The organism is Desulfacinum hydrothermale DSM 13146 (assembly GCF_900176285.1).
In the GTDB taxonomy this organism is placed as follows: domain Bacteria; phylum Desulfobacterota; class Syntrophobacteria; order Syntrophobacterales; family DSM-9756; genus Desulfacinum; species Desulfacinum hydrothermale.
The window spans coordinates 74,656-99,150 of the sequence record NZ_FWXF01000004.1; the positions used below are offsets into that span (position 1 = coordinate 74,656).

Annotated in this window: 22 protein-coding genes; 19 read left to right on the forward strand and 3 right to left on the reverse strand. The window is 63.5% G+C overall.

The window, feature by feature from the left end; genetic code table 11:
* Positions 1-208 precede the first annotated feature (208 nt).
* Together B9A12_RS05210 and B9A12_RS05215 are read right to left on the reverse strand one after the other, a co-directional pair.
* Positions 209-1,315 (reverse strand): M20 family metallopeptidase, encoded by a 1,107-nt coding sequence (locus B9A12_RS05210; RefSeq protein WP_084056821.1) that lies wholly within the window; start codon positions 1,313-1,315, stop codon positions 209-211.
* A 38-nt stretch (positions 1,316-1,353) separates the two neighbouring features.
* Positions 1,354-1,956, reverse strand: a complete 603-nt coding sequence (locus tag B9A12_RS05215) for a GNAT family N-acetyltransferase (protein WP_245802356.1) — start codon at positions 1,954-1,956, stop codon at positions 1,354-1,356.
* A 301-nt stretch (positions 1,957-2,257) separates the two neighbouring features.
* On the opposite strand from B9A12_RS05215, the gene B9A12_RS05220 reads away from it, so the two are divergent.
* From B9A12_RS05220 to acpP, 5 genes are all read left to right on the forward strand, one after another.
* Complete coding sequence (locus tag B9A12_RS05220) at positions 2,258-3,493, forward strand: aminotransferase class I/II-fold pyridoxal phosphate-dependent enzyme (RefSeq protein ID WP_084056822.1); 1,236 nt, start codon at positions 2,258-2,260, stop codon at positions 3,491-3,493.
* 244 nt (positions 3,494-3,737) lie between these two features.
* Positions 3,738-4,280 carry a thermonuclease family protein gene (locus B9A12_RS05225; RefSeq protein ID WP_170920360.1) on the forward strand — a complete coding sequence of 181 codons (543 nt, stop codon included), beginning with the start codon at positions 3,738-3,740 and terminating at the stop codon, positions 4,278-4,280.
* A gap of 199 nt (positions 4,281-4,479) precedes the next feature.
* Positions 4,480-4,944 (forward strand): NUDIX hydrolase, encoded by a 465-nt coding sequence (locus B9A12_RS05230; protein WP_139796501.1) that lies wholly within the window; start codon positions 4,480-4,482, stop codon positions 4,942-4,944.
* A gap of 349 nt (positions 4,945-5,293) precedes the next feature.
* Positions 5,294-6,181 carry a TetR/AcrR family transcriptional regulator gene (locus B9A12_RS05235; protein ID WP_170920361.1) on the forward strand — a complete coding sequence of 296 codons (888 nt, stop codon included), beginning with the start codon at positions 5,294-5,296 and terminating at the stop codon, positions 6,179-6,181.
* A gap of 3 nt (positions 6,182-6,184) precedes the next feature.
* Complete coding sequence (acpP, locus tag B9A12_RS05240) at positions 6,185-6,433, forward strand: acyl carrier protein (protein WP_084056826.1); 249 nt, start codon at positions 6,185-6,187, stop codon at positions 6,431-6,433.
* A 362-nt stretch (positions 6,434-6,795) separates the two neighbouring features.
* On the opposite strand, the gene B9A12_RS05245 is transcribed toward acpP, so the two are convergent.
* Entirely contained in the window at positions 6,796-6,996 is a 201-nt protein-coding gene (locus B9A12_RS05245) for a hypothetical protein (protein ID WP_084056827.1), read from the reverse strand.
* A 327-nt stretch (positions 6,997-7,323) separates the two neighbouring features.
* Here B9A12_RS05245 and B9A12_RS05250 point away from each other — a divergent pair, with 327 nt between their 5' ends.
* From B9A12_RS05250 to ftsZ, 14 genes are all read left to right on the forward strand, one after another.
* The gene (locus tag B9A12_RS05250; RefSeq protein ID WP_084056828.1) at positions 7,324-8,559 is read left to right on the forward strand and encodes an HlyC/CorC family transporter; all 1,236 of its coding nucleotides are present in this window, start codon (positions 7,324-7,326) and stop codon (positions 8,557-8,559) included.
* A gap of 218 nt (positions 8,560-8,777) precedes the next feature.
* Complete coding sequence (mraZ, locus tag B9A12_RS05255) at positions 8,778-9,239, forward strand: division/cell wall cluster transcriptional repressor MraZ (protein WP_084056829.1); 462 nt, start codon at positions 8,778-8,780, stop codon at positions 9,237-9,239.
* A 71-nt stretch (positions 9,240-9,310) separates the two neighbouring features.
* A complete protein-coding gene (gene rsmH, locus B9A12_RS05260) occupies positions 9,311-10,243 on the forward strand; it encodes a 16S rRNA (cytosine(1402)-N(4))-methyltransferase RsmH (protein ID WP_245802357.1) in 933 nt (310 codons plus the stop codon).
* 23 nt (positions 10,244-10,266) lie between these two features.
* Positions 10,267-10,539 (forward strand): hypothetical protein, encoded by a 273-nt coding sequence (locus B9A12_RS05265; RefSeq protein WP_139796502.1) that lies wholly within the window; start codon positions 10,267-10,269, stop codon positions 10,537-10,539.
* A gap of 35 nt (positions 10,540-10,574) precedes the next feature.
* Positions 10,575-12,578: a penicillin-binding transpeptidase domain-containing protein gene (locus B9A12_RS05270; RefSeq protein WP_139796503.1), complete on the forward strand. Its 2,004-nt coding sequence runs from the start codon at positions 10,575-10,577 to the stop codon at positions 12,576-12,578.
* A gap of 5 nt (positions 12,579-12,583) precedes the next feature.
* Positions 12,584-14,149: a UDP-N-acetylmuramoyl-L-alanyl-D-glutamate--2,6-diaminopimelate ligase gene (locus B9A12_RS05275; RefSeq protein ID WP_084056833.1), complete on the forward strand. Its 1,566-nt coding sequence runs from the start codon at positions 12,584-12,586 to the stop codon at positions 14,147-14,149.
* Positions 14,146-15,567 (forward strand): UDP-N-acetylmuramoyl-tripeptide--D-alanyl-D-alanine ligase, encoded by a 1,422-nt coding sequence (locus tag B9A12_RS05280; RefSeq protein WP_084056834.1) that lies wholly within the window; start codon positions 14,146-14,148, stop codon positions 15,565-15,567. Before B9A12_RS05275 ends, B9A12_RS05280 begins: the two co-directional genes overlap by 4 nt.
* The gene (murD, locus tag B9A12_RS05285; RefSeq protein ID WP_170920362.1) at positions 15,564-16,961 is read left to right on the forward strand and encodes a UDP-N-acetylmuramoyl-L-alanine--D-glutamate ligase; all 1,398 of its coding nucleotides are present in this window, start codon (positions 15,564-15,566) and stop codon (positions 16,959-16,961) included. The genes B9A12_RS05280 and murD overlap by 4 nt, the downstream gene beginning before the upstream one ends.
* A gap of 107 nt (positions 16,962-17,068) precedes the next feature.
* Positions 17,069-18,256: a putative lipid II flippase FtsW gene (gene ftsW, locus B9A12_RS05290; protein ID WP_170920363.1), complete on the forward strand. Its 1,188-nt coding sequence runs from the start codon at positions 17,069-17,071 to the stop codon at positions 18,254-18,256.
* Positions 18,257-19,648 carry a UDP-N-acetylmuramate--L-alanine ligase gene (gene murC, locus B9A12_RS05295; protein WP_084056837.1) on the forward strand — a complete coding sequence of 464 codons (1,392 nt, stop codon included), beginning with the start codon at positions 18,257-18,259 and terminating at the stop codon, positions 19,646-19,648.
* Positions 19,649-19,995: 347 nt separating this feature from the next.
* A complete protein-coding gene (murB, locus tag B9A12_RS05300; protein ID WP_170920364.1) occupies positions 19,996-20,910 on the forward strand; it encodes a UDP-N-acetylmuramate dehydrogenase in 915 nt (304 codons plus the stop codon).
* Positions 20,907-21,749 carry a cell division protein FtsQ/DivIB gene (locus B9A12_RS05305; RefSeq protein WP_084056839.1) on the forward strand — a complete coding sequence of 281 codons (843 nt, stop codon included), beginning with the start codon at positions 20,907-20,909 and terminating at the stop codon, positions 21,747-21,749. The genes murB and B9A12_RS05305 overlap by 4 nt, the downstream gene beginning before the upstream one ends.
* Before the next feature lie 54 nt (positions 21,750-21,803).
* Complete coding sequence (gene ftsA, locus B9A12_RS05310; protein ID WP_084056840.1) at positions 21,804-23,030, forward strand: cell division protein FtsA; 1,227 nt, start codon at positions 21,804-21,806, stop codon at positions 23,028-23,030.
* Positions 23,031-23,137: 107 nt separating this feature from the next.
* Positions 23,138-24,340 (forward strand): cell division protein FtsZ, encoded by a 1,203-nt coding sequence (gene ftsZ / locus B9A12_RS05315; RefSeq protein ID WP_084056841.1) that lies wholly within the window; start codon positions 23,138-23,140, stop codon positions 24,338-24,340.
* The last annotated feature ends 155 nt before the right edge of the window (positions 24,341-24,495 follow it).

Below are 24,495 nucleotides of genomic sequence, written 5' to 3' on the forward strand. Positions count from 1 at the left end.
GCATTTGGGGCACCCGCCCCGAGCGCTCCTCGGGGGGGCCCGATCCGGCGTCCGGGGAGCTTGTCCGAGAAGGTCCGGGTGGCTTTCTTCTGGGGCGGGTTCTGAGCCCACCCCCACCAGGCGGTCTGAAAATGCAAGCAAAACCACAGGGCCCGGTGGCATGTGAACGAGTTGGAAATCTCCCAAAAGGCCATTGTGGGACAGGTTCTCAGAGGGAAAGCAGGATCTGCTCGTAGAGACGAGCGGCGCTCACCACGTGTTCAAAGGGAACCGATTCCTCCGGGGAATGGGCCTTTTCCAACCGGCCCGGACCGAAGAGGATGGGCTTGACGCCGGCCGACCACAGCACATTGGCGTCGCTATGGCTCCGGAAGGGCACCGGCTCCCAGGGCAGGTCGTTCGCTTCCCAAATGGATTTCAGTTTCTGCACAAAGGTGCTCTGCTCGGGGATATCGTAGCCGGCATGGATCTCCGTGAAACGCACCGAAGGCTGCAGATTGGGAAAGTCCGAGCGCATCGTCTCCGTGATCTGTTCCAGCTCCATGATGATCTCCCCCAGAGGGGCGGCCGGAGGTGCGTGCAGGTCGAGCCAGGCCTCGCAATAGTCGGGAACCACAAACCCGGCGGAAGAAGTGCTCAGATCCCGAATGTTGGCGATCACCGCCGGGCGCTTCTCCTCCAGATGATGCAAAATCTTCAGAAGAAAGTGGAGCAGAGCCTCGGCGGGATTGTCCGCGCGCTTGACCATGGAGGCGTGCATGCGTTTGCCCCGGGTCACAGCCTGGACTTCCAGGTAGCCGTAGTGGCTCAGCCCCGCGGCCAGGTCGGTGGGCTCACCGATCAAGGCCCAGGGAAAGTGGTAGTCCCGCACCAGCCGCCGGGCGCCGTCGCCTTCCTCTTCCTCTCCCACCACCAGGACCAGGGCCGCGGGCAGACGGCGGTCGGCCTTCTGGTACGCACACAAATAGGCCTCGATCATGGCGGCGCAGCCCCCCTTCATGTCCGCCGCCCCCAGGCCGTAGATCTCCCCGCCCTCTTCTTCGAATCCGAAATCCTCCAGATCGTAGGCGGAAATGGTGTCCACGTGGCCGATGAGGGCCAGTTGAATGTCTTCTTCCGGGGGGACCACCAGGAGGTTGCAGCGGCGGTCGTCCACGGGTTGGCGGATCAAGGGAAGGTCGTAACGTTTCAGGTACCCGTGGACATAGTCGATCACGTCCTCTTCCTTGCCCGAAGGGCTGTAGATGTTGATCAGTCGTTCCAGCAGGCGGCGCAGTCGGCGCCAATCAATGGGCGGCAGGTCGGATTGAGGCATGGGCGGCTCCGTCGTGTGTTGGGTCAACCATCAGCGGATCATCTTTCCTTGGAAGCTTTCTTCAGCTCTTCGCTCAGGTTGAGACTCAGATAGATGTGCTCCCTGGGATTGGAAAAGCCCATCTTTTCAAAAAAGGCCAGGGCGGATACGTTGTCCGCTTCCGAATCCACGAACATGATCCGGACGCCCTCTTCCAACATCACCTGCTTGAAGTGTTCGAAGAGCTTTTCCGCAACCCCGGTCCCCTGCAGGTCCGGGTGCACCCCCAGCCACACCAGGTGGGCGTATTTCCAGGCCGAGCGCGGTTTGGAAATGGTCGTTCCCAGGGCAAATCCCACGATGGACTGCTCCATTTCCGCCACGAAGCAGTATTCCGACTCGCTGAGGTAAAAGGAGGCCACCTCATAGGAATCCCAGGTTCGGTACAGGTTGGGCACGGCGTCGGCGGTGAAGAGCTTCTCTCCCAGGTGAAACACCTTGGGAAGGTCGTCGATTTCCATGTGGCGGATGGTCACCTGCGGGCGCCTTTTCCTTTCGGTGGATCTCTTCCGGGCCATGCGCTGAATGGAATCCTCCTGGTTCGCTTCGCGTTGGACGATCCCGCCCTGGACAAGGCGGGGATCCACGACGATGTGCTCCATTTCTCCTTATCCTTTGGCGTGGATCAGGTCAATATGGGCGATGGTGAGCAAAATATTTGACAGAGGGAACGATTCTCCATACAGTGGCTGTGGAGGATCGAAACGATGATTTGCGTGAGCCTATCTTGCGCAGCGGCCGCCGCGACCGGTTCAGCCCTGGCGGCGGCGCGCTGATTCCAAACACTTTCGAATGCCGGACGCCACGGGCTGATGCTCGGCCCGTGGCGTTTTTTCTTTGAACCCCGGGCCGAAAAGCCCGGGGTTTTTGGTTCGGCCTTCCAACGCACTCCGGGAGGACGCCATGAACGACCAGACCCTCATCCGATTTGCCGACCGCATGGACCAGTTGCCGCCTTACCTCTTTGGAATGATCAATAAGATGAAGATGGAAAAAAGGTGGCGGGGCGACGATGTGATCGACTTGGGCATGGGCAACCCCATTGATCCGGCCCCGGAGGCGGTGACGGAAAAGCTCTGCCACGTGGTGCGCGATCCCAAGAGCCATCGGTATCCGGTGGCCACGGGCCTTCGGAATCTGCGCCGGGAGATTGCCAAGGTCTACCGCAAGGACTACGGGATTGCCCTGGACAGCGATGAGGAGGTCCTGTGCACCATCGGCTCCAAGGAAGGCCTCTCCCATCTCTGTCTGGCCCTCGTGGGCCCCGGAGACACGGTGCTCGTGCCCGCGCCCGCCTTCCCCATCCACATCTACGCGGCCGTGATCGCCGGGGGGCAGGTGATCCGCCTTCCCATGACGTCTCCCGAAGATCTCTTGCGCAAGGTGGACGACATCTGTCGGAACCTGATGCCCAAACCCAAACTGCTCATGCTCAACTTTCCCCACAACCCCACGGCCCAACTGGCCACCGTGGACCTCTTCCGCCAAGTGGTGTCCCTGGCCAAAAGGCATCGCTTCATGGTGGTCCACGATTTCGCCTACTCCAAAATCACCTTCGACGGGTATCGGGCTCCCAGCTTCCTGGAAGCTCCCGGTGCCCGGGATGTGGGCGTGGAGTTCGGTTCCTTTTCCAAGTCCTACAACATGGCCGGATGGCGCCTGGGCTACTGCGTGGGCAACGCGGAAATCATCAAGGGCCTGGCCCAGATCAAGGGCTACTACGATTACGGAATCTTTTCCGCCATCCAGATCGCCGGCATCGTGGCCCTGCGGGACTGTGAAGAGGACGTACGCCGACAAGCGGCCATCTACCAGGAGCGAAGGGACGTCCTGTGCCGCGGCCTCCAGCGGCTGGGATGGGAGGTCGATCCGCCCAAGGCCGGGATGTTCGTCTGGGTGCGCCTGCCCGAGGCCTTACGCCGCCTGGGGTCCATGCGGTTCGCCATGGAGCTCATGGAGCGGGGCAATGTGGCCGTGGCCCCGGGCATCGGTTTCGGCGAGGAAGGGGAAGGCTACCTGCGCCTGGCGCTGGTGGAAAACGAGCACCGCATTCGCCAGGCCCTGCGTCAGATGAGGCGCGCCATCCAGGATATGTGCGACGAAGGGCTCGTGGTGGATGCACAGACGGCCGTCTCCTGAGTCCTCCGCGAAAGCGGCCGAAGGCCCACCGGACGCGTGGGCGCCCATTTAAGGGCCTTTGGTGCATCACAACCCCAAGGGACCGATCGAAGCCATGAAGACGCCTCGATTGCGATGGCAGGATCGTCTGCGGGCGAAGGCCTTGACGGCTGGGATGTTCTGCGTTCTCGCCGCCGCCTTCGTTCCATGGCCCCCCCTGGCCAGTTCTTGCCTCGGGGCAAGACGTCCCCCCGAGCATGCCTGGGTGGTTCGAGTCTTCGATGGCGATACGGTCCTCCTGGATACCGGAGACAAGGTGCGCTACCTGGGCATCGATGCCCCGGAGGTGGATCATGAGGGCGGCCCCAGTGACTGCTATGCGCTGCAGGCGTGGCGCCGGAACCAGGAGCTGGTGGAAGGGCGCAAGGTGCTCCTGCGCTACGACCAGGTCTTGAGGGACCACTACGGGCGTCTGCTGGCCTATGTTCACTTGCCCGACGGATCCTGCGTCAACGCCCGGTTGCTCCGGGAAGGCTGCGCTGTTCTATTCCGAACGCCCAAGGGGTTTGGCCGATTTGATGGCTTTTTGCGCGCCCAAAGAGATGCCATGAAGGCCAAGGCGGGCCTGTGGGGGGCATGCCGGGTGAAGCCGGCTCCCTTCTATGTGGGAAACAAGAGGTCGTGGGTCTTTCACCGCCCTTCCTGTCCCTTCGGGACCCAAACGGCCGAAAGAAATGTGGTCCGGTTTCGCAGTCGCTGGGATGCCCTGTGGGAAGGCTACCGGCCGTGCCGCCGCTGCCGGCCCTGAAGGATCGACCTGGACCGGGTGGAGCGGCGGCCTTGAGGCGGGGGGATCCCGTGGCAAAACAGGATGAAGGCCGTGGCGGGGGATGGGGGATGCGTGATGGACGAGCAGAAAGTGCGCTCCTCACCACGGATCCGTTCCGCTTACCACCCGCTCACCCGACAATTCTTGGAAAGGCGTGGAGAAGAGCCAGGAGATGGACATGGGTTCTCGAAAGTATCCCGACCGCCCTTTGGTGGGGGTGGGAGCGACCATTTTTGACGATCACAGGGTTTTGCTGGTCCAAAGGGGCCGGGAACCTTCCCGGGGCAAGTGGTCCCTTCCCGGCGGGCTCGTCAAGCTGGGCGAAAGCCTGGGGGATGCCGTCCGCCGGGAGGTGAAGGAAGAAACCGGTCTGGACGTGGCCCCGGTCGATGTGGTGGCCTGCCTCGATCGGGTCCTCCGGGACGACCAGCAACGCATCGCCTACCACTACGTCTTGTTGGATTTCCTCTGCCGGATCCTATCCGGTGATCTGAGGCCGGGTGGGGATGTGTGGGCGTGCCGTTTCGTCCCAGTGGACGCATTGAGCGGGCTGGATCTCACCCGGGGAACCCAGGAGGTGGTGCGCAGGGCCTGGCGGCACGCCTCCCGATCGGGACCTCCCCTCTATGACGCCTCCCTGTAGCGGCTCGGGCGGCCCGGCGCCCATCCTTTCCAGACGGCCCGAGAAGAGTCTTCGCGTGGTAGGGGAGAAGGGTCCAGTCCTTCCGGCACAATCTCTTCTCCCCACCCAACACGTGGTGTCCTTTTCTTTCCACGTCCCTCCTTTACGAATCCCGGGAAGGCCACTCCCGGGGCGTGACTCCATCCACCCAAGCACTCTGGGCCATGCCGGCTTTTCGTTTTGTGGCAGTCTCGGCAGGGCTCTTGACAATCCCTTGAACGGACTGTATGACGGACCAGTCGGTCAACGGAAAGGGGTGGAACGAAGGACGGTGAAACAAAAAAGACGCCCACAGGAACGCCAGGAGATCTTGAGGCAGCTTGCCCGCAAGGGCGATACGGCCCCGCTTCGGCTGTGGTTGCGCCGGCACCTCAAGGCCGCACCGTCGGGGACCGCCGACCATTGGGCGGATCTGCTCCAGGCCGTGCTCTTGGATCTTCGGCGGATGCCGGAAGCGGACGCAACCTGCCTCCATCGGGCTGTGGATGTCTTCATGGAAGCGGCCAAGGAAGAAGGCCTTTCCGCCGAAAGCGTTCTCAAGACCGCCGTGGTGGACCTGATGGGCCGGGTGGCACCGGACAAAGCGGGCCGCACTGGGACCCCCACGGACACCCGGGACAGGATCCTTGAGGCCGCCTTGGAGGTCTTTTCCGAAAAGGGCTTCCACCACGCCACCATGGACGAAATCGCCGATCGGGCGGGCGTGGGCAAGGGGACCGTCTACCGGTATTTTTCCAGTAAGGACAATCTGTTCAGTCAATTGGTCCAGGCCAGGTTACAGGAACTGGAACAGGAGGCCGAACAGGTGCTGGACAGCGATGACCACGTGCTGTCCATGATCGAAAAATACCTGGGTCTCTATTTCGCCTTCTTTGATCGCAACCAACGCCTCTATCGGGTGATGGTGCAGGAACACCCCGAGATGGATGATCGCCTCCAGGATCTCTACGTGGAGGAGATCATGCGGCGCATTCCCCGGCTCAAGCGGAAGATCTACGAGGCCCGCTACCGGGGCGTGCTCAAGGACGTCAACTTCCAAACGGTCTTTTACGGCGTCATGGGATTCATCCATGGCGTGATCCAGCGCTGGCTGGCCCACGATTGCGCCTACTCGCTGGAACAGGAACTTCCAACGGTCAAGGAAGTTCTCTTCTATGGCTTCGTGAACAAGGAAAACAACACCAACACGGGAGGATAGACCATGGATGTGAATGAAATGAAAGCCAAGGTGGTGGACATCATCGCCAATCAGCTGGGCGTGGAAAAGGATATCATCACTCCGGAGGCCCATGTGGTGGACGACCTGGGAGCCGACTCCCTGGACGTGGTGGAGCTCATCATGGCCCTGGAAGAAGCCTTCGATGTGGAAATTCCCGATGAGGAGGCGGAAAACATTCGAACGGTTCAGGATATCTACGACTATATCGATAAGATTCAATCCGCCGCCTAAATTCCGCACGCCGGCTGGGGCCGCTTTCGTTCTGGGAAGCGGCCCCAGCCGGTAACGATGTGCCCTTTCCCGCCTCTTTTCATCACCCGACCAAGACGACTCCGTTCTTTCATCGTTGGAGTCCCGCCACCACCACGTTCCGTTTTCGGTGCCGTATGGGCACAGCACCTTCTTGTGCCGCCGGCCGCCCCCATGTGCCGGCCCCGGGAAGACAATCCCGTCGGTGTCGTCTAGGATTTGGGGCACTGCCGGGGAGCCTGCCCCTGCAAGGCAGGGCAAGGCCAGCAGCGCAAGCCCGCTTGAAAGTCCCAACCTTTCGTCCGCTCAAGAAGGGAGCAACCTGGGCCTTCCTGGAAAAGCTCCTAAGCCTCGTCGGAATCCGTTTCCGGCGTCTCGGACTCTTCCAGGTCCGCGGCCCGGGCATCCAGGACCGTGTTCTTGAGAGCCCAGAAGATGGAGCGAAAGTTGGCCTCAAAGTTGGTGGGAGAGACTCGGCCCAGCTCAATGAACTTGACGATGATTTCCTTGGAAAGCTTGAGAAGCTTTTCGTCGTCCGGATTCATTTGCGGTCTCCCTTGGGGTGGGGTAACTAGACCCTGTGGGCCTGTTGCGTCCGGAAATGGGGTGCAAACGACCTCTGTGCCTGGGGCTGGCTTCCTGCGGGGGCTTTCTCTCCCGCGGACCCAATCGCATAAGATCGGTTGAGCCCAGGTCGTTGTGGACGAAAAAAGCCTCTGCTGGTTGGAAGGAAGGCCATGCGGTTTCGCAGCAGAGGCTTTTAGGCTCTTGGAAATGCCCCGGAAGGCACCTCCCAAGCCCGCTGTCCTTTTATCACGACGCCCGAGCCGCAGGCAAGTGTGAGGCTTTCAAAGCAAGAGGAGAAAAGAGGCATGGTGGTGGATCTCATGATCATGGCGGTGCTCTTGATGCTTTCGGCCTTTTTTTCCGGATCGGAAACCGCGTGCATGGCCGTGGATCGCATCAAATTGCGGCAAAAAGCTCGATCGGACCGACGGGCCCAGGTGGTCCGGAGCATCCTTCGCCAACCGGAAAAGCTCATCGCCACCCTCCTTTTTTGCAACAACCTGGTCAACGTGGGCCTTTCGGCCATCGGCACCGCCCTGGCCATCCGATTGTTCGGCCCGGACGGCGTCCTGATCGCCACGGTGCTGGTGACGGTTTTCCTGCTCATCTTCTCCGAAATCACGCCCAAGACCATCGCCGCTTACTATCCCAATGCCATCGCCATGACCGTGGCCCCCGTCATGCGCGCCTGCATTCGCCTCTTCTATCCCCTGGTGCGGCTGCTCACCTTCATCTCCAACGGCATCATTGGGCTGCTGGGTGTTTCCAGGCCCACGGGACGAACGGGGATCACCGAGGAAGAGATCGCCTTCGTGATCAAGGCGGGTGCGGAAGAGGGCGCCTTGGACGACGCCAAGCAGGACATGCTTCTGGGGGTGCTGTCCATGGAGCGCGTTCTGGTGGGAGACATCATGAAGCCCCTTCGGGATGTGGTGGCCTTGCCCCTGAACGCTTCCTATGACCAGGTCTTTCAAACCATTCAAAAGCACAAGTACGCCCGCTATCCGGTCTATGAAAAGGATCCCGGCAACGCGGTGGGATTCATCCACGCCCTGGATTTCCTCCTCCATGCCCGAAGGGATTCTTTCCAACTGAAGAGGCTCTTGCGCAAACCCCACTTTGTTCCCGAACTTCGCACCATCGGCATGCAGCTGGTGAGCTTCAAAAAGGAGCAGGCCCATCTGAGTCTGGTGGTGGATGAGTACGGCAACGTGGTGGGCATCGTCACCATGGAGGACATCCTGGAAGAGATCGTGGGGGAGATCGAAGACGAACACGACCTGCAGCCAGGTTGGATCCGCCAGGTGAGTGCCGGGCGCTATTCGGTGGACGGGCGCGTGCTGGTCCGGGACTTTAATCGGTGGCTGAAAACCGGGCTGCCGGCCGATGAGGTGCGAACCTTGGGCGGCCTGGTCCAAAGGGAACTGGGGCGCATCCCTCGGCAGGGGGATTCGGTGAGGGTGGGACCTTGCCGACTGACGGTCCAGGAGATGCGGGGAAAGAGTGTGACGCGCTTGGTGGTGGAGATCCCGCAGGAATAGTCGGACAGGGAGGGGGGTTCGGTGTTGTCTGGAGGGTCGACCCAGCCGGTGGGTCGGCCTTTTGTCGTTTGGGGGAAGGGCCTGGGATTCCCACCCGGCTGGCTTTTGGTAAGGGGCTAAAAAAAGTGATTTTTTTCGTGAAAATGGGTTTGACAGATTTGGAAGGGGGGTGTTAAAAGCATGTGAAGTGGTAAAAAGTGGGTAAAAAGGGGGAATAAGTGGGCATCCTCAAGTCCAAGCGCTTTCGAGGTCAGTCCATTCATCGCCTGGACGACAAGGGACGTCTGCGCATCCCCACCAAGTTTCGTGAGATATTGCAGGAATGCTACACGGACGGCCTGGTGCTGGCCATGAGGAAGGACCACCTGGAGGCCTATCCCCCGGAGGAGTGGGAGCAGATCGAGGACAAGCTCCTGAAGAAGGTGGCCTTCAACAAGGAAGTGCGGGAGTTCGTGCGCTACTTCGTCTCCAGTGCCATGGAGTGTGAATTCGACAAGCAGGGTCGCATCCTGATTCCCGCGCTGCACCGGGAACGGGCGGGGATCCATCAGGAAGTGGTCCTGGTGGGTGTTTTGGATTCCTTTGAGATCTGGGATACCAACCGGTGGCACAAGGACTTGGAGGCCGCCGGCGAGCGCTACGATCAGACCTTCAGCGAGGTGGCCCGCCTGGTGGAGTAGGCGGCCGTCAAGCCCGCATGGCCACGGACCGGGTCGGCCGAGGGATCGGGACGATCAGAAGGAGCCCGTCTTTGTTGGAGCATCGCCCCGTCTTGTTGGAAGAGGCTGTCGGCTTGCTGGCTTGCCGTCCCGGGGGGCGCTATGTGGATGCCACCCTGGGTGCGAGCGGCTATGCGGAGGCGATCCTGGAGGCCACGGCCCCCGACGGGCTGCTGCTGGGGTTGGACTGGGACCAGGAGGCGGTGGAAGGGGCCCGTCGACGGCTGGCTTCCCATGGCCATCGCTTTATTGCGGAATGCGCTTCCTTCGACCGTCTGCCGGACATTCTCGCCTGGATCGGATGGGAATCGGTGGACGGGATCGTGTTGGATCTGGGGGTTTCGTCCCTGCAGCTGGACGATCCGAGCCGTGGGCTCAGTTTTCAAAAAGACGGTCCGTTGGACATGCGCCTGGACCGTTCCCTGACGGTGACCGCGGCCGATCTGGTCAATGAACTTCCGGAAGAAAAGCTGGCTGAACTGATTGCCCGTTACGGCGAGGAGCGGTTTTCCCGCCGCATTGCCCGGGCCATCGTGGATCGGCGTCGTGAGGAGCCCTTCCAGCGCACGGGGCAACTGGCTTCCCTGATCGCGTCCGTTGTTCCCCGCACGGCGGATGCACGGCGCATTCACCCGGCGACCCGAACGTTTCTGGCCCTTCGGCTGGTGGTGAACCGGGAGCTGGAAACCCTCCAGGCGTTTTTGGATGGGGCGCTCGATCTGCTTTCCGTGGGCGGAAGACTGGCGGTGGTCACCTTCCATTCTTTGGAGGACCGTTTGGTCAAGCGGGCGTTTAAGGCGTGGTCCAAATCGTGTCGGTGTCCGACCGATCTTCCTGTGTGTCGCTGTGAGGGCCGTCCGCTCGCTCGCCTTCTGACGCGGAAGGCCCTTCGCCCCTCCCCCCGGGAGGTCCAGGAAAACCCCCGAGCTCGAAGCGCTCAGTTGCGGGCCGTCGAGCGGATCTAGCCATCGTGTTGGGGGGGGACGGCATGGGATGGCGATTTTGGGGCTTCGTTCTGGGGGGCACGGCCCTGGTCCTGGCCGCCTGCCTCATCTACCTCCAGGTGGAGCAGACGCGCTGCGGCTACCAGGCCGTTCAGCTCCAGCAGGCCTATTCCAAGTGGTACGAAGTCCACAGGCGCTTGGAGATCGAGCGTGCGCGTTTGCGATCCCACAAGCGCTTGCGTGAGTTGGGACGCAACGTGTTTCACCTGGCCCCTGCACGGGAAGATCGATTGTGGACGGTGCCGGATCCCGGTTGAAGAAGCAGGCGGGGCCGGTGCATCGAGGTGAGCCCATGAAGCCCAACCAGGACAGAGCGAGACTCCGAATGGAAGCGCGGCTCCGAAGCGGCTGCGGGCTGCTTGGGGCGATCGGGCTCCTCGTTTGCCTCGCGCTGGTGGGCCGGGCCGCTTATCTGCAGGTGGTTCAGGGGGGAAAGTGGCGCGAGATCAAGGTCGGACAGGCCCAGGCGAGTTTTCAGGTCCCCGTCTACAGGGGGACCATTTGGGATCGCCGGGGGCGTCCCCTGGCCCTGAGCGTTCAGAGGGGCTCCCTGTATGCGGACGCCAAGGCGATCGAAAGCCCCGAGCGGACGACCCGGGTCCTGGCTTCCATTCTGGGCGTGGGCCGGCGGGAGCTGCGAAGGAAGCTGAACCGCGAAAGTCGTTTTGTCTGGATCAAAAGGGGCCTTTCCACCGAAGAGCTGCGCCGGGTCTCCCAGGCCCGCGTGCCCGGTCTCGGGGTCCGGATGGAGTGGGGCCGGTACTACCCTCACAGGTCCCTGGCGGGCCAGGTGATCGGCTTTGTGGGGGTGGACGGCATGGGCCTGGAAGGGGTGGAACGGGTCTACGACGGAGTGCTTCGCCAGGATCCCCGCAAGGTTTCGGCCTTTCGTGACGGGGGACGCCGGCGGGTGTGGATTCGCAATGAGCCGCCCCCGGTTCCTCAAGAACGCTACGGGTTGCGTCTGAACCTGGATGCCTTTCTCCAGGACGTCTGCGAAGCGGCCCTGGAAGATGCCGTCCGAAAGCATGGCGCCCGGGCCGGGGAGGCGGTGCTTCTGGACGTCCGGGATTTTCGCGTTTTGGCCATGGCCAACTGGCCGCCCTTCAACCCCAACACCTACGCGTCCTCTTCGCCCTCCAGCTGGCGCAACCGGGTGATTGCCGATGCCTTTGAGCCCGGGAGCGCCATGAAGATCTTTCTCATGGCCGGGGTGCTGGAGGCGGGCGTGTACGGACCGGAACAGCGCATCTTCTGTGAAGAAGGCGAGATGCGCCTGGCATCCCATACCATCCACGACGTGCATCCCCATGGGTGGCTCACGGTGCGGGATGTGCTCAAGGTGTCGAGCAACATCGGTGCGGTCAAGCTGGCCCAGGCACTGGGGCCTCGGCGCTACTATGAAGAGCTGGTGGGATTCGGCTTCGGGCGCAAGACCGATGTGGATCTTCCCGGAGAATCGGCGGGTCTGCTGCGATCCTACCGGCGATGGAGGCCGGTGGATTTTGCCGTGGCTGCATTCGGCCAGGGTGTGGGGGTGACCTCCTTGCAGTTGGCGTCCGCCGTGGCGGCGGTGGCCAACGGTGGCCTGTTGGGTAAGCCACGGGTGGCCGATGCGGTGGTGGATGAACAGGGCCGGATCATCAAGTCCCTCACGCCCGCTCCGCGGGTTCGGGTGGTTTCACAGAAAACGGCCCGGCGTCTTCGGGAGATGATGGAAGAGGTGGTGCAGCCGGGGGGAACGGGCACGCGGGCGGCCCTTTCCCGCTACACCTGCGCCGGGAAGACGGGAACGGCTCAAGTGGTGGATCCTGAGACGGGGCGTTATGCGCCGCACAAGGTGACTTCCGTTTTTGTGGGGTTTGCGCCGGCCGCCAATCCCAGGCTGGCCATGGCGGTGGTGGTGCATGAACCGGAAGGGAAAGGCTACGGCGGCGTGGTGGCGGCTCCCGTCTTTCGCCGCGTCATGGAAAAGGCCCTGCCCTACTTGGGGGTGCCGCCCGACAAGGAGCCTGAGGACGGGCCGGACCGGCCCCGATTGGTCCGCTGGGACGGAGGACTGGACTGGGCCCAAGGCCCTTCCGTGAGGACCGCGCCGTCCTCTTCCCAAGCCCAATCCCAGGTCGTTCCGGATCTTCGCGGGTTGTCCTTGAAGGCGGCGTTGGCTGTCTTGAAGGCGGCTGGCCTGGAAGCCGTTCCCAAGGGGTCGGGGTGCGTGGTCCGTCAGCAGCCGGCGCCTGGTGAGAAAATCCGTCGGGGGGGCGTGGTCACCCTCCGCTTGAAGGAACTTTCCTGAAGCCCATGAAAGAAGGATCTTTGAACAAGAAACTTTCCCAGGTGATTGCAAGCATCTCCCCCCGGCAGGTGGCGGGCGATGCCCACGTGGTCCTTTCGGGCCTCAGCTATGACAGCCGACGGGTGCGGCCGGGGGACCTGTTTGTGGCGCTTCCGGGCGGCCGATACGACGGGCACTCTTTTGTGGACGCGGCCGTTTCCGCGGGAGCCGCCGCCGTCCTGGTGGAGCGCGCTCCCGAAAAGGAACCGGGGGTTCCCGTGGTGGTGGTGGACGATACGCGCCGGGCCATGGCCGCCGTGGCGGCCGCCTTGTACGATCATCCGGCCTCCAAACTTTGCCTTGTGGGGATCACGGGCACCAATGGAAAGACCACCACGGCCGGCCTGCTGGAAAGCGTTTTGGAGGCGGCGGGATACCGCGTGGGAGTGATCGGAACCCTGGGAATTCGCTGGGCCGGCCGGAGCGAGCCGTCGCCCATGACCACCCCCGAGTCGGCGGATCTTCAGCGGATCCTTCATGCCATGCACCGGGATGGGATCACGCACGTGGTCATGGAGGTCTCTTCCCATGCGTTGGCCTTGCATCGCGTGGACGGATTGGCCTTCGATGCGGCCGTTTTCACCAACCTTTCCCAGGATCACTTGGATTTTCACGGGACCCTGGAAGAGTACTTCCAGGCCAAGCGGCGGCTCTTCGCGCATCACCTGAAGGATTCCCATGGGCCGGGGGACGCCGTGGTCAACGGAGACGATCCTTACGGCCAACGGCTGCAGGGCGAACTGGCCCCTTGCACCGTCTATGGATGCGACAGTTCCAAGGCGGCCGTCCGTCCCCGAGACCTCCATCTGGGCCCGGATGGTATCCAGGCGGACCTGGCCACGCCCCGCGGCGAACTTTCCATCCGCTCTCCCCTGATCGGCCGTCTGAACCTCTACAACATCCTGGCCGCCGTGGGGGCCGCCTGTGCGCTGAACATCCCGCTGGAAGCCGTACGGCGCGGGATTGGGTCCGTTTCGGGCGTGGACGGTCGTTTGCAAAGGATCACCACGCCGTTCGGTTTCCACGTGGTGGTGGACTATGCCCACACCCCCGACGCCATGGAAAAGGCCTTGGCATGCGTGCGGGAACTCACCCGCGGGCGCCTGTGGGTGGTCTTCGGCTGCGGCGGGGATCGGGACCGGACCAAGCGCCCCCTCATGGGGGAGGTGGCCGGTCGTCTGGGGGATCTGGTGGTGGTCACGAGCGACAATCCCCGGACGGAATCCCCGGAGGCCATCGTGCGCCAAATCATTCCCGGCGTGGAACGCACCGGAAAAAACGCCTTTTCGCTGGACAGGGGGCCGGTCCCACCGGCCGGATACGCCGTGGAGGTGGACCGGCGTCGCGCCATCACGGCCGCCGTGCTGGCGGCGGAACCGGAAGATGTGGTCTTTGTGGGGGGAAAGGGCCACGAAACCTACCAGATCCTGGGTACGGAGGTGATTGCCTTCGACGATCGGGAGGTGGTCCGGGAGGGGCTTGAGATGCGCGTGGGCCTGGCATCGGGTGCACAGGCGGAGGGTCGCTCATGAAATGGACGCTGCCACAGGTCCTGGAGGCCACGGGAGGCCATGTGATCCGGGCCGGCGAAGGCGCCACGGAACAGGTCCCGTCCTTTTCGGGGGTTTCCACGGACACCCGGACCCTGCAACCCGGTGAGATCTTCGTGGCCCTGGAAGGGGAGCGTTTCGACGGCCATCGCTTTGTGTCGCAGGCGGTGGAGCGGGGAGCGGCCTGCGTGCTGGTCCACCGCCGGGACGCCGCTTCAGATCTTCCCGCAACGGCGACCGTGGTGGCAGTGGCCGACACCCTGAAGGCTCTGGGGGATCTGTCTGCTTACGTGCGGTCCCGGCACCGGCTGCCGGTGGTGGGGATCACGGGGAGCAACGGCAAGACGAGCACCAAGGAGATGGTGGCATCCATTTTGGCTGTCCGCCTTTCGGTTCTCAAAAACCCCGGCAACTTCAACAACCTCATCGGTGTGCCCCTCACCCTGCTGGGCCTTTCCGACCGGCATGAGGCGGCGGTGGTGGAGATGGGGATCAATGTGCCCGGGGAGATGGAGCGGCTGGCGGCCGCGGTTCGACCCACCGTGGGGCTCATCACCAACGTTCATCCGGCGCACCTGGAAGGCCTGGGATCAGTGGATCGGGTGTTGGAAGAAAAGGCAAGGCTCTGGGACGTGCTCGGTCCCGAAGGCATCGCCGTGGTGAACCTGGACGACCCCAGGCTGGAGGCGCGCTCAGAAAGGCTTTCCTGCCGCAAGGTCACCTTCTCCATACGGCGTCGGGACGCGGACGTGCACTTGGCGTCGGAACCCTGCATGGACCGCTCCGGAACCCGGTTCACGCTGGTGGCCCAAGGCCGCTCGCTTCCCGTTCGACTGCCGGTGCTCGGACACCACCAGGTCCAAAACGCCGTGGCGGCGGCCGCGGCGGCCCTGGCCGTGGGGGTTTCCACGGAAGACATCCCAACGGGGTTGGCATCTCACCGGCCGGTGCCGCAACGCATGGAAACGCTGGAATTTTCGGACGGAAGTGTGCTCATCAACGACTGCTACAACGCCAATCCCCGGTCGATGGAAGCGGCTTTGGAAACCCTGGAACGCGTTGCCCCCGACGCCCGGCGGGTGATCGTGCTGGGGGAGATGCGGGAACTGGGGCCCCGATCCGCCGAACTCCACCGCAGCGTGGGAAAACGGGTGGCCGCCGTGGCCCCGGCTTTTCTGATCACCATGGGCGAACACGGAAAGGAGATCCGTTGGGGAGCTCTGGAGGCGGGCTTGCCCGAAGCGTGTACCCGGCATGCGGCCGATCACCGGGAAGCCGCTCGGGCGGTCTTGGACCGGTGGGAGCCGGGGCAATGGATCCTGGTCAAGGGCTCCCGGGGCATGACCATGGAAAGGGTGACGGAGGCTCTGGTGGCGCAAAAGAAGGTGAGGGCTTCATGAACGCAATCGCCGCGGGGGTGGGGGAAGAACGCCGGAACCTTCTGGTGGTGGGCCTGGGAGTTTCGGGACGGGCGGCCTGCCGCTGGGGACTTCGGCAAGGCTTTCGGGTCCACGGAACCGATGCGTCGGCGGACCCGGCCCTTCGCACCGCCCTGGCGCCGCTGGAAAGACAGGGAGCCACCTTCTCCCTGGGCGGGCATGGGCCGGAAGCCTTCCTGAATGCGGATCTCATCGTGGTGAGTCCCGGCGTTCCCCTGAGCCTTCCCGCCCTGGAAGCCGCACGGACAAAAGGCGCGGAAATCATCGGGGAACTGGAATGGGCCTGGCGTTTCTGCCGGGTTCCCACGGTGGCCGTGACCGGCACCAACGGCAAGACCACCACCACGGAACTCATCGGGGCCTTTTTGAAGGAAGGAGGAAAGAGGGCGTTCGTGGGCGGCAACCTGGGAACCCCCCTGTGCGACTGGCTGGCGGAAACCGAGGGTTCCTCCTCGCAAACGGCCCTGGACTGGTGTGTTCTGGAAGTGAGCAGCTTTCAGCTGGACGCGGCGCCCACCTTTGCACCCCGGATCGGAGCAGTGCTCAACGTCACCCCGGATCACCTGGATCGCTACCCGGACCTGGACGCCTACACCGCCAGCAAGTTTTCCATGTTTCGAAAAGGGTCCGGCGAGCGGCAAACGGCCGTTCTCAACGGGGACGATCCCGTATGTCGAAAGTGGGCGGAAAAGCTGGATGCCCAGGTGCTCTTCTTTTCCAGCTCCCTGCAAGAGGCCGCGGCCAGGGTGATCGAGCGGCGCTTGCACCTGCGGCTTCCCAACGGGCTGGAACGATCCTTCGATCTGGACCGATGGGCGCTCAAGGGGGTTCACAATCTGGAAAACCTGATGGCCGCTTCCCTGGTGGCCGCCCTGTGCGGTGTGGCACCCGAGGCCATGCAGCGCACCATCGATTCCTTCCGACCGTCCGCCCACCGCATGGAATGGATCGCCACGGTGGAAGGGGTCCATTTTATCAACGATTCCAAGGGAACCAACGTGGGAGCGGTGTCCAAGGCCCTGGAAAGCTGTGACACGCCCGTGGTGCTCCTCATGGGAGGGCGCGCCAAGGGAACCGATTTCCGATCCCTGGGCCCCCTGTGCCGGGAGAAGGTGCGATGCCTGGTGGCTTTCGGGGAGGCGGGTCCCGCGGTGGCGGAGGATCTGTCGCCCTTTGTGGACACAACGATGGCGGCAAACCTGGACCAAGCGTTTCAGATGGCGTTAGAGCGGGCCCGGCCGGGCGATACGGTTCTCCTGTCTCCCGGCTGCGCCTCCTTCGACCAGTACGCCAACTACGCGGAGCGGGGCGAGCATTTCCGGCGCCTGGTGCGTGCATGGAAAGAGAAAGGCTAAAGGCTCCCACGGTGGACCCTCGCGCCCTGGTTCGCAAGGGGGGCATGAAGGGATCGGAGCAAACCACGGCTGACGACTGAGGAAAAATGAGAGCCGAGACCATCTCCATGAAATCAGCCAACTACCCAGGGCGCCCGTCCGTGGCCGACGGCGAAGAGAAGGCACCTTTTTCGCTCGGTCTCAGGGAGCAGATCTGGGTGATCCTGTTGGCCCTTCTGGCCTTCGGCGTGCTCATGGTCTACAGCGCCAGTGCGCCGCGCCTGCTGCGCGGTCCCGAGTCCTGGAGCGGTCTGGGGCCCTACGCCAACCGTCAGCTGTGCTTTGCCCTGCTTGGCATCGCCCTGGCGGCGGTCATGGAGCGCATTCCCTACCGTTGGTACGGCAAGGCGGCCCGCCCCGCGCTCCTGCTCGTCCTGGCCGCCTTGGCCCTGGTCTGGATCCCGGGCGTGGGGGTGGAGATCAACAGCGCGCAGCGGTGGTTTCGAATCGGCAGCTTCACCGCACAGCCGTCCGAATTGGCCAAGGTGACCTGGGTGGTCTATCTCAGTGCCTATGTGTGCAGGAAGCGGGAGGTACTGGGCCGGTTCCGCACGGGGATTCTGCCCACGTGCCTGCTGCTGGGTCTCCTTTCCGCTCTCTTGTTGCTGGAGCCGGACTTCGGCTCATGCGTCATCTTGGCGGGCATGAGTTTTGTCATCTGGGCGCTGGGCGGCGTTCCCTGGCATCATCTGCTCCTGCTGGTGCCCGTGGGGCTTTCGGGCCTGGGCGCTCTGGCCGTCACCAGCCCGTATCGGTTGAAGCGCCTTCTGGCCTTCCTGGATCCCTGGACGGATCCGCTGGCCAGCGGCTACCACCTGATCCAGTCCCTGGTGGCCGTGGGATCGGGCGGCGTGTGGGGTGTGGGACTGGGTGCCGGCCGGCAGAAGTTGGCTTATCTGCCGGAGCCGTTCACGGACTTTATCGTGGCCGTGGTGGGGGAGGAATTGGGCCTGGTGGGCTTGACTGGGCTAACCCTGGCCGTACTGGCCCTTTTCTGGAAGGGGCTGCAGGTGGCCCGGCGCGCTCGGGATCCCTTCGGGGCGGTCCTGGCCGCAGGTCTCACTTGCCTGGTGGCGTTTCAGGCCTGGATCAACATGGGCGTAGTCCTGGGGCTTCTTCCCACCAAGGGCCTGGCGTTTCCTTTCCTGTCCTACGGAGGCAGTTCCCTCACGGCCAATTGCATGGCGGTGGGCATGATTCTCAGCGTGGCGCGGCGGTCCCAGGGATCCGCCGGGGTCTCTGCCAAAGGAGTGTAGGTGTACAAACGTTATCAACATATTCACTTTGTGGGCATCGGCGGGATCGGCATGAGCGGCATCGCCGAACTGCTGCTCAACCTGGGCTATCGCATCAGCGGATCGGACGTTCGGGCAAGCGACATCACCCGCCGCCTGGAAGGCCTGGGGGCGCGGATCTTCATTGGCCATGACCCGGCCCATGTGGAAGGGGCGGATGTGGTGGTCCTGTCTTCGGCCATCCGGGACGACAACCCGGAGGTGCAGGCGGCCCGAAAGCGGGGCAACGTGCCCATCATCCGGCGGGCGGAGATGCTGGCCGAGCTCATGAGGCTCAAGTACTCCGTGCTGGTGGCGGGGGCCCACGGCAAGACCACCACCACATCCATGGTGGCCACCGTCCTGGCGCGGGGCGGTCTGGACCCCACGGTCATCATCGGCGGAAAGCTCAATGCCTGGGGAACCAACGCCAAACTGGGAAGCGGCGACTTCGTGGTGGCCGAAGCGGACGAAAGCGACGGCACCTTCCTGCTCCTGTCTCCCACCATCGCGGTGGTGACCAACATCGATCTGGAACACGTGGACTTCTACCGGGACCTGGACCACATCCGGGAGACCTTCCTGGAATTCGTGAACAAGGTACCCTTTTACGGCCAGGCCATCCTGTGCCTGGAAGACGAAAACATCCAGCACCTGCTTCCCCGGGTGGAAAAGCGGTTCGTCACCTACGGATTTTCTTCCCAGGCGGATTTTCAAGCCAGGGATGTCCGGGTGGACGGCACCAAGATTCGCTACCGGGCCTTTCACCGGGACCGGGAGCTGGGCCAGGTGCTCCTTCCCATTCCGGGCCGCCACAACGTGCTCAATTCTCTGGCCGCCGTGGCCGCGGGCCTGGAACTGGACCTGGAGTGGCCGGACATCCAGCGCGGTCTGGAAGACATGACGGGCGTGCAGCGCCGCTTCCATGTGAAGGGAGAAGCCCAGGGCGTGCTCGTTCTGGACGACTACGGGCATCACCCCACGGAAATCCGGGCCGTCCTGGCGGCCCTTGCGGAAAGTTATCCCGACCGGCGCAAGGTGGTGGCCTTCCAGCCCCACCGGTACAGCCGCACCCAGGGGCTGATGGATCAGTTCGCCAAGTGTTTCTACCAGTCGGACGTGCTGTTCATCACCGAGGTCTACGCGGCCAGCGAACCCCCCATCGAAGGGGTGTCCGGGCGGCGGTTGGCCGATGAAGTGGCCCGATTCGGCCACCACGACATCACCTATTGCCAGACGCTGGACGAGATGACCGAGGCCCTCCATCAACGGGTGCAGGCCGGCGACGTGGTGGTCACCTTGGGCGCTGGAAACATCTGGCAGGTGGGCGAGGGGCTCCTGGAGCGACTGGCCGCCGCGGAAAAGGACAACTAGGGCCATGATGAGTGCCTAAAAATTCCTTCCTGGTGGGAGGAGCTGGGGGAGGGGATCGGATGTTAGGAAGGGTCCTTCTTTTTCCCTTGTGGATCAGGGGTATGGAGATGAGCTGATGGGCTCACCCCCTCCTAAGCTCCCCATCAAGGGGGAGGGATGTGTGGGTTGGAACGTGATTCCACCCGGCGGAGCGGGGTCTCATCTTTGGAATCCCGTTGGGGGCCGCCTCTGGAAGCAGAGACCACGGAATCCGGGGCGAAAAGGGGCCGGGTGATGGCGAGGCGAAGGGCTCCATCCACCACCCGGGACGGGTCCCGGACGGCGCATCAAGGATGGTGGGCGACGGCATGAGCGATTGGCGCCACATGTTGGAGGATCTAAAGGACATCGCCCTTTCCTGGGACGTCCCCCTGGAACGGTTCAACACGTTCCGGCTGAAGGGAAAGGTGCGATGCCTGGCCGTGCCGGAAACGGTGGAGGCGCTCGAGCGGCTCCTGGACCGTCTCCACCGGCGCGCCGTGCCGTGGGTGGTGCTGGGCCGGGGAAGCAATGTGGTGATTCCTTCCGGAACGTGGGAGCGGGTGCTCATCGTGCTGGATCGCTGTGCCGGAAGCCTTTGGTGGGAAAGGGCAGACAGGGACCGGATCCGCGTGGGGGCGGGAGCGGGCCTTCGCCTGTCGCGCCTTCTGGGCGTCTGCGCGCGTCACGGCTGGTCGGGCCTGGAGGGGCTGGTGGGCATCCCAGCGACCGTGGGCGGCGCGGTGGTCATGAATGCCGGGACCCCGCAGGGGGCTTTGGCCGACGTCTTGGAAGAGGTGCGGTACCTGGACGTCCAAGGAAAACGCCACCGGAGGCGCCGGGAAGATCTGAAGGCAAGCTATCGGGACATGGGACTTCCTGAGCGGTGCGTGGTGCTGGAGGCGGTGCTGACACTTAAAAAAGACGATCCTTCCTGCGTGCAGCAACGGATGCGCCGGACCATGAAACGGCGTCGGGCGGCCCAGCCCTTGGATCTTCCTTCCGCCGGGTGCATCTTCAAAAATCCGCCGGATGCGCCGGCAGGGGCCTTGATCGATCGGGCGGGCCTGAAGGGATATCGAATCGGCGGGGCGCAGGTTTCCCCGGTGCACGCCAACTGGATCGTCAATTGTGGAGGCGCCACCCCGGAGGATGTGAAGGCCTTGATCGGTCACGTGAAGGCAACGGTGCGTCAACGTTTCGGGGTGGACCTGGAAGAAGAGGTCCGGGTGCTGGAGCCATGAAAAGAAAGGCCAATCGATACCGGCAGGACCCGAACCGTGTGGGGGGGCTCCGCCACTGGTTGCGCCTGTGTGTGCTGTTGGCGGGGGTGACGGCGATGGTTCTGGCCGCCGGCGTGGCCTTCTCCCGCGCCTACTGGGCCGTGTTGAATGCCCCCTTTCCGGCGCTCCAAGCCGTGGACGTGAAGGGCCTGGCCCGGCTGGATCGAAGAACGGTTTTGAATACCCTGGGGGTTCCCCGAAACACCAACCTGTTGCAGCTGCATCTGGACGCAATGCAACGACGGCTGGAATCCCTGGCCTGGATCCGGACGGCCCGGATCCGGCTGGAACCTCAGGGAAGGTTGGTGGTGACGGTGGAGGAACGCCGGCCGGTGGCGCTGGTCATGGTGGGAACTCCCTTGCTTCTGGATGCGGACGGAACGCTCTTCGCCCAGGCCAGGCCCCAGGACCACCTGGACCTTCCGTTCGTCACGCGCATGGGGGACGCCACGCCCAAAGTGGGTTCGCGGGTTCCCGACCCCTTCCTGGAAGACTTTATGGGCCTCACCAAGGCCTTGGACGCCCTGGTCGGGCAGGGACATGCGCGGCTGGGGACCATGCGCTCCGCCGTCTCCGAAGTTCGATGGGATCCGGCGGACGGGCTGACCTTGATCCTCAATCCCAAGGGCCTCACCGTCCACTTGGGCCGGGGGCAGTATGGCAGGAAATGGAAGCGGCTCGAAAAGCTGCTGGACCTGGCGGCTCAGGATCCTTCGGTTTCCGAGCTTCGGGAGGTGGACTTGGACTTTGAAAACAAGGCCATTGTCCGGGCCCGGCTGAGCGGGACCCGGGGCATCTGAACTTCTTCGATGGCGTGAGGGTGCGTCCCATCACACAAGGCTGAGAGGACCGGTATGGCACGAAAAGATGACCTGATCGTGGGATTGGACTTGGGGACCACCAAGGTGTGTGCGGTGGTGGGGGAGGTGACCACCGAGGGGATCGACATCGTGGGTGTGGGCACCACTCCTTCCATGGGCATGCGCGGTGGGGTGGTGGTCAATATCGACCAGACGGTCCATGCCATTCGGAAGGCCATCGAGGAAGCGGAGCGCATGGCCGGCTGCGAGATCTCGGCGGTGTACGTGGGGGTGGGCGGCACACACATCGCCAGCCTGAACAGCCACGGAGTGATCGCCGTCAAGAGCCGCGAGGTGACCTCCATGGACGTGGACCGGGTGTTGGAGGCGGCCAAGGCCATCGCCATGCCCTTCGACCGGAAGGTGCTCCACGTGCTGCCCCAGCAGTTCATTGTGGACGACCAGGAGGGGATCCTGGATCCGCTGGGCATGTCCGGGGTGCGGCTGGAAGCCAAGGTGCACATCGTGACCAGCGCCGTGAGCGCCCTGCAAAACATCGTGAAGTGCTGTGAAAAGGCGGGCCTGGATGTCTTGGACGTGGTGTTGGAATCCTTGGCCTCCAGCGAGTCGGTCCTGGATCCCGACGAACGCCAGCTGGGCGTGGCCATGATCGACCTGGGCGGAGGCACCATGGATCTGGTGGTCTTTCGTGATCAGGCCCTTCGCTACTCGTCGGTCATCGGGCTCGGAGGCAACCACGTGACCTCCGACATCTCGGTGGGGCTGCGCACCGCCATCGAGGAGGCGGAAAAGATCAAGAAGCAATACGGCTGCGCGCTCACCGACCGGGTGGATCCCCAGGAGATGATCCAGGTGGGGTCCGTGGGCGGACAAAAGCCTCGGGAACTGGCCCGGTCCATCCTGGCCGAAATCATCGAAGCGCGGGTGGAGGAGATGCTCAAGGTGGTGGAACTGGAACTCATCCGTTCCGGATACCTGGAAAACCTGCACGCCGGAGTGGTCCTCACCGGCGGTGTGTCGCTCCTTCCCGGAATCCGGGACTTGGCCGAACGCGTCTTCGACCTGCCCGTGCGGGTGGGCGTTCCCTATCGGTTCGGCGGGCTCGGGGACGTGGTGAAAAACCCGGTCTATTCCACCGCCACCGGCCTGCTTCTCTACGGCCAAAAGCACGGACCCCGGTTCGGCGGCGGCAGAAGCCGGCAAGGCGGCTTTCTGGGCCGCTTCTGGCACCAGGTGAAAAGGATTTTGAGGGAGTTCTAATCCAACCCATCTCTCAGTAGGCAAGACGGATTGACAGGCATTCCGGACCCGCTTTCGAAGCGGGCCGCAAGGGGCATGAGCAAGGCACGAGAAAGGGGGAGAATCGCATGGAAGACATCCGAAGGAACGGGGCACGGATCAAGGTTCTGGGCATCGGCGGCGGGGGCGGTAACGCCATCAACAACATGATCGACGCCGGCATGGAAGGAGTGGAATTCATCGCCGCCAACACGGACTTTCAGGTTCTGGAAGAGAACCGGGCGGCTGTGAAGATTCCCCTGGGGGTCAACCTCACCAAGGGGCTGGGAGCCGGCGGCGATCCGGAAATGGGCGCCAAGGCCACCGAAGAGGACATGGAAAAGATCCGTGAAGCGGTCCAGGACGCGGACATGGTGTTCGTGACGGCGGGCCTGGGCGGCGGAACGGGCACCGGCGGCGCCCCCATCGTGGCCAGGGTCTGTAAGGAAGTGGGGGCCCTCACGGTGGCGGTGGTGACCAAGCCCTTCACCTTCGAAGGCCGCGTGCGCCATCGCAACGCGGACCAGGGCCTGAAGGCTCTCAGCGAAGTGGTGGACACGCTCATCTCCATCCCCAACGACCGCCTCACGAGCCTGGCGGCCAAGCGGGCCACCCTTCTGGAGATGTTCCAGACGGCCGACAACGTGCTGCTCCACGCCGTCAAGGGCATCTCCGATCTCATCATGAATCCGGGCCTCATCAACGTGGACTTCGCCGACGTGAAGACGGTCATGAGCGAAATGGGCCTGGCCATGATGGGAACCGGCGTGGGCAAGGGCGAAAACCGGGCCGCGGAAGCGGCTCAGCAGGCCATTTCCAGCCCGCTGCTGGAAGACATCTCCATCCACGGCGCCCGAGCGGCCCTGATCAACATCTGTGCCGGACCGGATCTGGGCATGTATGAATTTGAAGAAGCCTCCACGATCATCTATAACGAAGTGGACAGCGAGGCCCAGATCATCCTGGGAACCACCATCGACCCGGAGATGGGCGAAGAGCTGCGCGTGACGGTCATCGCCACCGGCATCGGCCAGCCCAAACAGCAGGGCCAGCGAACCGCGCCGCGGACCGCGCGCCGGCGCACCATGCAGCCGGTGCAGCCGATGCAGCCGGAACCGATCATCCCGGGCGTTCCGGAGACCACCGTGCTGCCCCAGGCGGCGACGGTTCGGGACGATCACCTGACGGAAGAGCCGCCCCGGAGGCGCAGTTTCTTCCGCCGACTCACGGGAGGAACGACGGACGAGGAAGACTGGAACATCCCCACCTTCATCCGGCGCCAGGCCGACTGAAAGCGGCCGGTGCGACGCCCTGGAATGCATCACCCCTGCGTGCCCAACGGGAGGGCCCCAGCCGGCGGGAGATCGGGTGGGCGTTGAAGAGGGCAGGCGGCGCGTACTTTTCGCCGACCTGGCGGTGATCCGCAAGGGCCGCCGTCCCGTCTTCA

Coding starts and splice junctions, on each gene's coding strand:
- B9A12_RS05210 (WP_084056821.1), bottom strand. CDS start 1,315: ATGCCTCAATCCGACCTGCCGCCCATTGATTGGCGCCGACTGCGCCGC.
- B9A12_RS05215 (WP_245802356.1), bottom strand. CDS start 1,956: ATGGAGCACATCGTCGTGGATCCCCGCCTTGTCCAGGGCGGGATCGTC.
- B9A12_RS05220 (WP_084056822.1), top strand. CDS start 2,258: ATGAACGACCAGACCCTCATCCGATTTGCCGACCGCATGGACCAGTTG.
- B9A12_RS05230 (WP_139796501.1), top strand. CDS start 4,480: ATGGGTTCTCGAAAGTATCCCGACCGCCCTTTGGTGGGGGTGGGAGCG.
- acpP (WP_084056826.1), top strand. CDS start 6,185: ATGGATGTGAATGAAATGAAAGCCAAGGTGGTGGACATCATCGCCAAT.
- B9A12_RS05245 (WP_084056827.1), bottom strand. CDS start 6,996: ATGAATCCGGACGACGAAAAGCTTCTCAAGCTTTCCAAGGAAATCATC.
- B9A12_RS05250 (WP_084056828.1), top strand. CDS start 7,324: ATGGTGGTGGATCTCATGATCATGGCGGTGCTCTTGATGCTTTCGGCC.
- B9A12_RS05265 (WP_139796502.1), top strand. CDS start 10,267: ATGGGATGGCGATTTTGGGGCTTCGTTCTGGGGGGCACGGCCCTGGTC.
- B9A12_RS05270 (WP_139796503.1), top strand. CDS start 10,575: ATGAAGCCCAACCAGGACAGAGCGAGACTCCGAATGGAAGCGCGGCTC.
- B9A12_RS05275 (WP_084056833.1), top strand. CDS start 12,584: ATGAAAGAAGGATCTTTGAACAAGAAACTTTCCCAGGTGATTGCAAGC.
- B9A12_RS05280 (WP_084056834.1), top strand. CDS start 14,146: ATGAAATGGACGCTGCCACAGGTCCTGGAGGCCACGGGAGGCCATGTG.
- murD (WP_170920362.1), top strand. CDS start 15,564: ATGAACGCAATCGCCGCGGGGGTGGGGGAAGAACGCCGGAACCTTCTG.
- ftsW (WP_170920363.1), top strand. CDS start 17,069: ATGAAATCAGCCAACTACCCAGGGCGCCCGTCCGTGGCCGACGGCGAA.
- murB (WP_170920364.1), top strand. CDS start 19,996: ATGAGCGATTGGCGCCACATGTTGGAGGATCTAAAGGACATCGCCCTT.
- B9A12_RS05305 (WP_084056839.1), top strand. CDS start 20,907: ATGAAAAGAAAGGCCAATCGATACCGGCAGGACCCGAACCGTGTGGGG.
- ftsA (WP_084056840.1), top strand. CDS start 21,804: ATGGCACGAAAAGATGACCTGATCGTGGGATTGGACTTGGGGACCACC.
- ftsZ (WP_084056841.1), top strand. CDS start 23,138: ATGGAAGACATCCGAAGGAACGGGGCACGGATCAAGGTTCTGGGCATC.